The sequence below is a fragment of the Streptomyces sp. NPDC048290 genome (assembly GCF_040652095.1).
Taxonomy (GTDB): Bacteria; Actinomycetota; Actinomycetes; order Streptomycetales; family Streptomycetaceae; genus Streptomyces.
In genome coordinates, this window is sequence record NZ_JBEZLM010000020.1 from 178,699 (window position 1) to 188,943 (window position 10,245).

The 10,245-nt window shown below is 71.6% G+C and carries 9 protein-coding genes; 6 read left to right on the forward strand and 3 right to left on the reverse strand.

Annotated features, from left to right (window positions below; translation table 11 throughout):
• Positions 1-49 precede the first annotated feature (49 nt).
• The 3 genes from AB0D49_RS29920 to AB0D49_RS29930 all read right to left on the reverse strand — a co-directional run bounded on the left by AB0D49_RS29920 (position 50) and on the right by AB0D49_RS29930 (position 4,376).
• Positions 50-1,726 (reverse strand): hydantoinase B/oxoprolinase family protein, encoded by a 1,677-nt coding sequence (locus AB0D49_RS29920; RefSeq protein ID WP_362763115.1) that lies wholly within the window; start codon positions 1,724-1,726, stop codon positions 50-52.
• Positions 1,723-3,768, reverse strand: a complete 2,046-nt coding sequence (locus AB0D49_RS29925) for a hydantoinase/oxoprolinase family protein (protein WP_362763117.1) — start codon at positions 3,766-3,768, stop codon at positions 1,723-1,725. Before AB0D49_RS29925 ends, AB0D49_RS29920 begins: the two co-directional genes overlap by 4 nt.
• 116 nt (positions 3,769-3,884) lie before the next feature.
• Positions 3,885-4,376, reverse strand: coding sequence for a DUF4440 domain-containing protein (locus AB0D49_RS29930; RefSeq protein WP_362763119.1), 492 nt, complete (start codon positions 4,374-4,376; stop codon positions 3,885-3,887).
• 377 nt (positions 4,377-4,753) lie between these two features.
• Between AB0D49_RS29930 and AB0D49_RS29935 the strand changes: the two genes are divergently transcribed.
• The 6 genes from AB0D49_RS29935 to AB0D49_RS29960 all read left to right on the forward strand — a co-directional run bounded on the left by AB0D49_RS29935 (position 4,754) and on the right by AB0D49_RS29960 (position 10,114).
• On the forward strand, positions 4,754-4,939 hold the full coding sequence (locus tag AB0D49_RS29935; RefSeq protein WP_362763121.1) for a hypothetical protein: 186 nt from the start codon (positions 4,754-4,756) through the stop codon (positions 4,937-4,939).
• Between the two features lie 102 nt (positions 4,940-5,041).
• Positions 5,042-5,608, forward strand: a complete 567-nt coding sequence (locus AB0D49_RS29940; protein ID WP_362763124.1) for a MauE/DoxX family redox-associated membrane protein — start codon at positions 5,042-5,044, stop codon at positions 5,606-5,608.
• A complete protein-coding gene (locus tag AB0D49_RS29945; protein ID WP_362763127.1) occupies positions 5,605-6,108 on the forward strand; it encodes a S26 family signal peptidase in 504 nt (167 codons plus the stop codon). Before AB0D49_RS29940 ends, AB0D49_RS29945 begins: the two co-directional genes overlap by 4 nt.
• Before the next feature lie 57 nt (positions 6,109-6,165).
• On the forward strand, positions 6,166-6,723 hold the full coding sequence (locus AB0D49_RS29950) for a TlpA disulfide reductase family protein (RefSeq protein ID WP_362763130.1): 558 nt from the start codon (positions 6,166-6,168) through the stop codon (positions 6,721-6,723).
• Positions 6,724-6,740: 17 nt separating this feature from the next.
• Positions 6,741-8,633 (forward strand): ABC transporter ATP-binding protein, encoded by a 1,893-nt coding sequence (locus AB0D49_RS29955; protein ID WP_362763132.1) that lies wholly within the window; start codon positions 6,741-6,743, stop codon positions 8,631-8,633.
• Between the two features lie 1,115 nt (positions 8,634-9,748).
• Positions 9,749-10,114, forward strand: coding sequence for a peptidase inhibitor family I36 protein (locus tag AB0D49_RS29960; RefSeq protein ID WP_362763135.1), 366 nt, complete (start codon positions 9,749-9,751; stop codon positions 10,112-10,114).
• Positions 10,115-10,245 lie beyond the last annotated feature (131 nt).

A 10,245-nucleotide genomic window follows, 5' to 3' on the forward strand; every position in this document is an offset into this window, starting at 1 on the left:
GCGTACCCCTCCCGCGCTCGACCCCGACGACGCCGGACGACCCGCACGCTCAGCGCCCGTACCGCTCCCGCACGTGCTCCGCGCTGAGCACTCCCTGCCGTACGTCCTCCGCCACGGCGGTCTCGGCTCGCTCGGCGACCGGGCCGTAGCCGCCGCCACCGCCGCTCTCGCAGCGCAGCACGTCCCCGTCGCGGACCGGGAGCGCGTTCGCCTTGAGCAGGGAACGGGCCTGCGGGCCGCCGGGGTTGAGGGTGACCCGGGGTGCCGCGCCCGCCTCGCCGCCGAACAGGCCCCAGGCCGGGGTGACCGACCGCTCCCACCACAGGGACAGGTTCTGATCGGCGGTGAAGCGGTACTCGCGCACGACACCGTTGCCGCCGCGCGTCCGGCCCGGCCCCGCGGAGTCGGGACGTACCGCGTACCGCTCGACCCGTACCGGGAAGAGCGTCTCCAGGACCTCCACCGGCATGTCCCGCAGTGACCCGTTGACGTTGTTGATCAGACAGCTCTCGCCGTCGCCCGTGTCCCAGGCGCCCCAGCCGCCGACCGTCGCCTCCTGCGACACGAACAGGGCGCCGGTGCGCGGGTCGAGGCCGGTGAACTGCACGATCATGGAGTCGCCGTACGAGGCCGCCGCCGCCCGCTCGGGCATCGCGGGCGCGAGGGCCTTGACGACCAGGTCGATGACGAGGCCGAGGTGGGAGTAGTAGTACTGGCAGGCGGCCGGTTCGACCGCGGCCAGCATCGAGCCGGGCCGGGTCACCACCTCAAGGGGGTCGAACGAGCCGCCGTTGAGCGGCACTTCCCCGCTGATCAGCAGCTTGTAGCCGACACGGCAGGCGGCGACGGTCTGGGCGGCGCCGCAGTTGACGGGACCGGTGGCCTGGTCGGCGCAGTCGGTGACGTCGACGGTCATCCGGTCGCCGTCGATGGTGACACGCACGGTGACGTGCAGCGGCGTGGCGAGGTCGATGCCGTCGTTGTCGAGGCGGCCCGTGGCCTCGTACACCCCGTCGGGGACGGCCGTGATCTGGGCGCGCTCCAGCCGCCGGGTCTGCTCGAAGATGGCGTCGCGGGCCGCGGCGAGCGTGTCGGGGCCCCAGCGCTCGACGATCTCGGCGAGCCGCCGGGCACCGGTCAGCGCACAGGCCACCTGGGCACGCATGTCACCGAGCGTGGGCTGCGGAAACCGCACCTGGCGGGCGATCAGATCCTGGGCCAGGACACAGGGCTCGCCCCCCTCGTAGATCTTCAGTGGGCCCATGCGCAGGCCCTCCTGGTAGATCGTCGTGGAGTCCATGGAGCCGCCCGGGTCCTTGGAACCCATGTCGATCCAGTGCGCCCGGGAGGCGGCGAAGCCGACGAGGTCGCCACCGACGTGGATCGGCGCGTAGACCGTGACATCGTTGAGATGGGTGCCGCCGATGTACGAGTCGTTGAGCACCCACACATCGCCCTCGCGCCACACGTCACGGCCGTACATGCGCTCGGTGGCCCGGGTGCACTCCTCCAGGTTGCCCAGGAAGATCGGCAGGCCCGAGGACTGGCCCAGCACATGGTGGTCCCGGTCGAGCAGCGCGACGGCGCAGTCCTTGGCCTCGTAGATCGTCGGCGTGTACGCGGAGCGGATCAGCGTGGTGTTCATGTCCTCCGCGGCCTGGAGCAGCGCGCAGCGGATGATCTCGGTGGTGATGGGGTCGATGGCGACCTGCGGACGGGAGCTCATGCGGCGCCTCCGAGCTTGATGACGAGGAAGCCGTTCACGTCGACGGTGACGAGCGCGTCCGGCGGGACGACGGTGGTGGAGGTGGCCTCGACGACGACGGCCGGACCGGTGAACTGCCCGCCCACCGGCAGGTGCTCGCGCCGCAGGACCGGGGTGTCGTAGGTCTCGCCGCCGAAGGTGCCGGGCTTGGTGCGCCCGGCCCACGGGTTCTCGCCCGCCTCGGGGGTGTACGGGCGCCGCTCCTGGGCGGGGGGCGCGCCGAGCGCGGTGGTGCGCAGGGTCACGAACTCGACCGGCGCCCCCGGCGTGGCGTGTCCGTAGCGCCGCTCGTGCTGGGCGGCGAAGCGGGCGGCGACCGTGGTGAGGAAGCCGTCCGTGAGCGGTTCGTCGGCGCCGGTCAGCGGCACGGTCAGGGTGTAGTCCTGGCCTTGGTAGCGCATGTCCACGGCGTGTTCGACGCGGTGCCGCTCGGCGGGGACGCCCTGCTCGGTGAGGGCGGCCAGGGCCTGCGCCTCCAGTTCGGTGAGCGCGGCGGCCTGGGCGGCGGTGTCGAGCGTGTCGCCCGGGGTGAAGAACTGCCGGGTCAGATCGCGGCGCACGGCGGTGCCGAGCATGCCCCACGCGGAGAACGCGCCGGGGAACAGCGGCACCACGACCTCCTCGACGCCCAGCTCGCGGGCGATCTCCGCGGCGTGCATCGGACCCGCGCCACCGAACGCGAGGAGGGTGAACTCCCTTGGTTCACGGCCGTGTTCGACGGTCAAGGTGCGGATGGCCTGCGCCATCTTCGCGTTGGCGACACCGCAGATGCCGTCGGCGAGGGCGAGCGGGGTAAGACCCAGCTCGTCGGCGAGGCCGCCGACCGCGGCGCGGGCCGCCGCCACGTCCAGGGTCATCTGGCCGCCCGCGAACCACTCCGGGTCGACCCGGCCGAGGACGGCGTTGGCGTCGGTCACGGTGGGGCGGGTGCCGCCCCGCCCGTAGCAGGCCGGGCCGGGGACGGCGCCCGCCGACTCGGGTCCCACCCGCAGACCGCCCGCCTCGGCGTAGGCGAGGGAGCCGCCGCCCGCGCCGATCGTGTGCAGATTGACCAGCGGGGTCAGCACGGGGAAGCCGTCGGCGGTGCCCTCGTTGGAGATGTCCGGGCGCCCGTCGAGGACCAGGGAGACATCGAAGGAGGTGCCGCCCATGTCGACGCAGATGGCGTTCTCGCGGCCCAGCAGCCGGGCCGCCGCGACCCCGCCCATGGTGCCGCCGACCGGCCCGGACAGCAGGGTCTGGAGCGGGTGCGAGCGGGCGAACGAGGCGTTGACGACTCCGCCCGACGACTGCATCACCTGTACCGGGACGCCCAGCCGGCGCTCGGCGAACCGCTCCTCGACATGGCCGAGATACCGGCGCACGACCGGCCCGGTGTACGCGTCCAGCACCGCCGACGACGTCCGCTCGTACTCGCGCCACTCGCCCGCGACGGCATGCGAGAGCACCACCATGACATCGTCGCCCAGCTCCTCGCGCAGGATGTCCCCCGCGCGCAGCTCGTGCCGGGGCTCGACATAGCTGAACAGGAACGACACGGCCACCGCCGTGTACCCCTCGGCACGCGCCCGCCGGGCGAGGGCCCGTACCGCGGTCTCGTCCAGGGGACGCAGCTCGGCGCCCCGCCAGTCGAGCCGGCCGCCGACCTCCGTGGTGGAGTGCCGGTCCACCAGCGGGACGGGCTTGCGGTAGTGCAGGTCGAACATCCGGTCCCGGTTGCCCCGGGCGATGTGGTAGACGTCCCGCATCCCCTCGGACATGACCAGCAGCACCTTGGCGCCCTTGCGTTCCAGCAGCGCGTTCAGGCCCTGTGTGGTGCCGTGCACGAAGAAGGAGATCGCGGCGGGATCGGACACGGCCCGCTCCAGCGAGGCGAAGACGCCCTCCGCCAGATCGCCCGGTGTCGTCGGGGCCTTCGCCGCGACATATGTGCCGCGCGTCTCGTCGTACGCGACGACATCGGTGAACGTGCCACCGATGTCCATGGCCACCCGGTATGTCATGCCGCCTCCCGGCTGTCTGGGGGAACGCAGGGAAGCTAACCGGACGGCTGCCGCGCAAGCCTGTGCGTGGCGCACGGCGTGTCGGTCCGGGCCGTGCGCCACGCACACTCGCACGGCTATTCCACCAGGATGCCGCCGGTCTGCTGGACGTCCTCGTGCAGATGGACGATCCGCCAGACCTGGTCCGCGCACCGCCGCAGCACCGCCGTGTTGCGCACCAGCTCGGGCCGCAGCGGCGCCCCGGAGGCCGCCGGGGCGAAGTCGACGCGCAGCCAGTAGCGCAGCAGCGCCAGCTCGCCGAAGACATCGATCACCGGGTCGTAGGCGTCGAGCCCCGTCTCCTGCGGGCCCTCGCCCGCCGCCGGGCGCTCCTCGCGGGCCCGGTCCAGATCGGCCTTGCCGCACAGCAGCGGGGCGGACCCGGAGTCCCAGACCGTCGCGTCCGGAGCCAGACACGCGTCGATCGCGGGCCGGTCCTGGCGGGAGTAGGCCGCGTACATCGTGGTGATCACCGCCCAGACCTCCCGGGCCTGGGCCTCGGAGGCGCCTGGGCGCGCGCACGCATGGTCGCCAGTGAGGGGTGTGTCGTGGGGCGGTGGCATCGGCATGGGGCAACTCCTGGGTGGCTCGCGAGGTGGGAAGCGCCGATCGGGCGAGGGCTGCCCTGGCGGGGGGCGCCCGGACCGGTGTCCGTCCCCTGGCCGTGCGGGACCCCGGCGCGCGGCGTCAGTGAAGCGGACACCGGCCGTCGAGGTCAACCGCTCCCCGCGCGGCGCGGCGCGGACGCCGCCGGACGCCTCCGGACACACCACGGACAGGCTTGTGACCAGGCCGGACAGCGGCGGTGTGTCCGGGACGGGCGAAGGTACTTGTGCCGGACAAGTACCACCGCGCACTCTCGAAACAGTCCACGGAGGCCAACTGCCCCGGGGCTCTCAGGGGGCCTTTCCCCCGATCTCACCCACCCCTCGAAGGAGGACAGATCATGCGTGTCGTGATTCAGGCGGTCTCGGACCGTCTGCTGGAGAAGGTGGCACCCAGGGCGGCGGCCTCGGCCGTGGCCTGCTGGCAGTACGAGTGCATCCCCTACTCCTCGTGCCCCCAGCGGAAGGCGTACTGGGCGTACGACCCGTGCAACGACCGGGACCGCATGAAGTGGTGCGGCTGCTGACCTCCTGACGCCACGGGTACGGGTCCGGCTGCCCCGCAGGGCCGCCCGACCCGTACCCCCCTTCGCCCCACCCCGCTCCGGTCAACCGAAGGACTCAGTCCGGTGAACCATCTGATCGACACCGGCCGGATCTTCCTCGGCCTGGTCTTCCTCTGCTCCGTCGTCGGCAAGGTGCGCGGCGCCACCGCCTTCACCGGCTTCAGGACCGCGACGGCGCGGCTGGTTCCCGCCCTGCGTGGCCGGACCGGACCCGTCGCGGTGCTCGTCGTCGGCGCCGAGGCGGCGGTGGTCGGCACCCTCGCGGTGCCCTCCACCGTGGCCGCCGGTTTCGCCCTGGCCGCCGCGCTGCTGGCGGCGTTCACCGCCGTACTGGCCGGGGCGCTGCGCAGGGACGAGACGGGAGGCTGCCACTGCTTCGGCGGCGGCGGGCAGCCCGTCGCCCTACGGCATGTGCTGCGCAACGCGGGTCTCCTGTGCGCGGCCTCGGCCGGTCTGGTGGCCCAGCTCATGACAGCGGGCGGCACCACCGCCGCCACGTCACGCCCCGCCGCGCTCCTGCTCACGGCCGGAGCGGGCGCGTTCCTCGCCCTCGTCACCGTCGCGCTGGACGAACTGGCGTACCTCGTCGGCCGACCGACGGCCCAGAGCACGGAAAGGGCCCGCGGATGAAACTCCCCCTGGTGGCCGCCGCGCTGGTCACCCTGACGGCCGGCGGCGGCCTGGCACTGGCCCTGACCCGCAGGCGGTACGTCGTCGTCACCGTCGACGGCGTCAGTATGCTTCCCACCCTCGCCGCCGGGGACCGGGTGCTGGTCCGCCGTTCCGCGCTGGCCCGGGTCCGCGCGGGCGACCTGGTGGTGTCACGCCCTCCGACCGGCGGACGCTGGGACGCCATGACGCTGCCGGCCTGGCTGATCAAGCGCGCGGTGGCCGTACCGGGTGACCCGGTGCCGGGGCACGTCGTCCTCGACGTACCGGAGAGACCCGGCGCCCCGGTGCCGCCCGGCCGGGTGGTCCTGCTCGGCGACAACCCCGCCGAGAGCCTGGACTCGCGGCACTGCGGCTACTTCGGCGAGCACCAGATCGTCGGTGTCGTCGTCCGCCGCCTGGCGCACCGCGATCCGGCTCGCCGCCCCAACGCCTCTCTGAATGACCCGAACACGTCCTGAATAGCCCCAACACGTCCCGAATGACCCGAACACCTCCTGAATGAAGGGTCCTCCGCCATGCCGTATCTGACTGCCGCCGTGCTTCTGCTCGCGCTCCTGGGCGTGTTCAACCTGGCCTTGACGCTGGGGCTCGTCCGCCGAATCCGGGAGCGTCCCGCCGCACCGGCGGGCGATCAATGGGACCGGGTCTCGGGACTCGCCGCCGGTGCACCGGTCGGTGCCTTCTCCGCCCTGGACGTCGACGGGCGGCCCGTCACCCACGAGAGCCTGTCCGACGGGCTCATGGTCGTCTTCGTGTCACCGGACTGCCCCGCCTGCGAGGAGACCCTGCCGCATGTGGTGGAGCGGGCCCGCGAGTACGGCCGGGACCAGGTGCTCGCCGTCGTCGTCCGGGACGGCGACGAACCGGGCGACCCCGCACCGTACGTGGAACGCCTCGCCCCGGTGGCTCGCGTGGCGGTCGCCGACATGGGGGGCGACCTCACCACGGCGTTCGCCCTCCAGGGCCTGCCCGCCTACGCCGAGCTGGGGGCGGACGGCCGGGTCGCGGACACGGGGCGCATCCTGCCGCGCCGACCGGCCCGCGAGCACGACCGGGCGGGCGCGGGCGCATGAGGGGGAGGGCGAGCCGGGTGAGCCGAGGGAGCCGGGCGGGCCGGGAGAGGCGGGCGGGCCGGGTGAGCGGCAAGGGGGAGGCGCAGGACAGGCTCACCGCCAGGACCGCCGCCGACGCCGTGCGCAGCGCCGCCGCCCTGGCCTGGCGGGCGGCGCCCCGGGACCTGGCGGCGCTTGTCGCCCTCACGGCGGTGACGGCGGCGGTTCCCGTGGTGACGGCCTGGCTGACCAGGCTCGTCCTCGACCACCTCACCGGTGCCGCCGGAACGCAACTGCTCGCCCTGGCCCTGGGACTGGCCGCCACGGGGCTGGTGGCGGCGCTGCTGCCGCTGCTGAGCCAGTTCATCGCCGCGCGGTTCCAGCGTGCGGCGAGCCTGCGCGCGGTGGACCGGCTGTACAGCGCGGTGAACGCGTTCCACGGGCTGGCACGGTTCGAGAACCCCGCCTTCCAGGACCGGCTGCGTATGGCGCGCGGAGCGGCCGGGCAGTCGATCGGGCGCCTGGTGGACGGCGGCCTGCGGGTCGGCGGTGCCGCGCTCACCACCGTCGGCTTCCTGACCGCGCTGTACGCGGTGGACGCGACCATGACCGTGCTGGTCACGGCGAGCGCCCTACCGGCCCTGGTCGCCGAGCTGAAGCTCTCCCGTCGCCGGGCGCGCACGGAATGGCGGGTCAGCGCCGCCCAACGGCGCGAATTCTTCTACCAGATGCTGCTCTCCGGCCTGGACGCGGCCAAGGAGATCCGCTTGTTCGGGGCGAGCGGCTTCCTCAAGGAGCGGATGCTCGCGGAACGCCGCACCGCCGACGCCGAGACCCACCGAACGGACCGCCGCGAATTCCTCACCCAGAGCCTGCTCGCCCTGATCAGCGCACTCGTCGCCGGGACGGGTCTGATCTGGGCGGCACTCGCGGCGCGGCGCGGTGAGCTGACGGTCGGCGAGGTGTCCCTGTTCGTGGCCGCCGTCGTCGGCGTGCAGGGCGCCCTGTCCGGCCTCATCCGCTCCCTCGCCGACGGCCACCAGCAAGTACTGATGATGGGCCACTACCTCGCGGTCGTCCGCACGGGCCCGGACCTCGCGGACCCGCCCCACCCGCTGTGCGCACAGGACCACCTGCCCGCTCTGCGCAAGGGAGTCGAGTTCCGCGACGTCTGGTTCCGCTACGCCGAGAACCAGCCCTGGATACTCCGCGGAGTCAACCTCTTCCTCCCGCACGGCGAGGCCGTCGCTCTCGTCGGCCACAACGGCGCGGGCAAGAGCACCCTCGTCAAACTCCTCTGCCGCTTCTACGACCCGACGTGCGGCGCGGTGCTCTGGGACGGCGTCGACATCCGCCAGGTCCCGGCTCCACAACTGCGCCGACGCCTCGGCGCCGTGTTCCAGGACTACGTCCCCTACGACCTCACGGCCGCCGAGAACATCGCCATCGGCGACGTCGAGACGTTCGCGGAGCCACACAAGATCCGCGCGGCGGCGAACAGGGCCGGAGTGCACGAGATGCTGTCCCGCCTCCCGCACGGCTACGACACCATGCTGAGCCGGATGTACGCCCGGGAAGCCCAGCACGACGACGAAACGGGCACCTCCCTCTCCGGGGGCCAGTGGCAGCGCCTCGCCCTGGCGCGGGCGTTCGTCCGCGACGAACCCGACCTGCTCATCCTCGACGAACCCAGCTCCGGCCTGGACGCCGAGGCCGAGTACGACGTCCATCTGCGGCTGCGTCGCCATCGGGCCCACCGCACCAGTCTGCTGATCTCCCACCGTCTGGGCGCGGTCCGCGACGCCGACCGGATCGTCGTCCTGGCCGACGGCCGGATCACCGAGGAGGGCACGCACGAGTCATTGGTTCTGGACGGGGGGACGTACGCCCAGCTGTTCACCTTGCAGGCGAGCGGCTACCAGGAGGAGTAGCCGGCAGCACTCGCTCACCCTCTTGCCCTCTCGCGCATTCTCGGCCATTGGCTGGAATGACCGCGATGTACGGTGAAGCCAGAGGATTCACCCCTCGCGTTGAACCGATACGGATGGCCCGTCCGTTGTGCTGAACCTAGTAGGCGTTCACCATCTCCGCACTAGGCACGCACAGAGAAGAGGGCGTATGGACATCCTGGAAACGGCCGGGCCTGACGGCAAAGGCCCGATCGCCCTCATGCCGTCCCGCGAGGACGAGCATCCTCCTTGATTTCCGAGGTGACCAAGAATCAAGGCGCGTCCCGCTTTGCGTATCCCGCTCGCGTATCTCGCTTTGCGCGTCGCGCGCTTTTCTGAACCAAAACAGCACCCCACGCCGCATCATAAATCGCCCAGCCGGAAAACTCCGGCCGGGCGATTTGTGATGCGCCCAACAGGGGCGATTATTTAGGGCTTTATAGGGTGCGCCGGTCAGATGAATGTGCGGCAGAGGGTAATTCCTGACGCCGTAAGGGGAGCTGTCTGAGGCACGGTCATGCCCCGCGCCATCAGCCCGATGTGCCCCAGAAGTGGCCTGGTCACCGCACCAGGACTCCACCTCCGCGCCCGCATGTCCACCTCGCGTGCCGGATCGTATGTCAACGCGGCGCGCGGAACCCTCGGGCAGGGAAGGCGATTTCTTTGCCCTCTCATATCCGAATCTCAGCCTGCGTCACCGAGACCGCTCAACCTGAATTCCATGCCGCGAGGTTGCGCTGACCTTCGGGGCGTTTGGACGAGAACTGGCCATCACAAACAGCGCCGTTATGAACCGCTGGACAATGATCCGAGATTCCGACTACTGTCCGTCTGGCGCCGCCCGGACGCCCCACCGGCATCCAGGCAGTGCAGGAAAAAAATGCTGGACCACCCGTGCCGTATTGCAGGAAGCGGCACGCAGCATGTAAACGGGGAGAGAGCATGGCGGTTGCCTTCCGTCACGCTCATCTTTTCTCGCAGAAACGCTATCCAAGCGCCTTCCTGACGACACGTCAGCAGGGCGAAGCACGCCACTTCTGCTGCGGATTCTCCCGCACACAGGTGGCATACCGACCAGCGAGAGAAAGGCAATTCCGATGAAGTCGAAGAAGTCCACCGTAGCCAGCGTGATCGCCGGAGCCTGTCTGACCACCGCCGTGGTCCTCACCGGCGCGACACCGGCGAGCGCCGACTACCGTGACTGTCCCGGCAACTCCGTGTGCGTATGGGACAACAGCAACTACGACGGCGCGTTCGTGGTCGGCGGCGTCAACCTCGCCAACGTGGGCTCCACGATGAACGACCGGACCACGTCCATCTGGAACCGCACCGGGTCACAGATCTGCTTCTACCAGCACTCGAACTACGGCGGGGAACTCCTCGCGATCGTGGCCCCCGGCGACTCGCGGCCCAACGTGGGAGATGCCGCCAACGACCGCATCTCGTCCTGGCGAGGCTGCTGACCACCGGTCACACCACGGAGAACGGGCGGCTGACAACAGCGACGTCAGCAGCCACTGACAGAGAGGCGGGGGGGGGGCCACCCCCCACCGGCCCGCCGGGCGGGGGGGGGGCCACACCCGGGGGCGCGGGT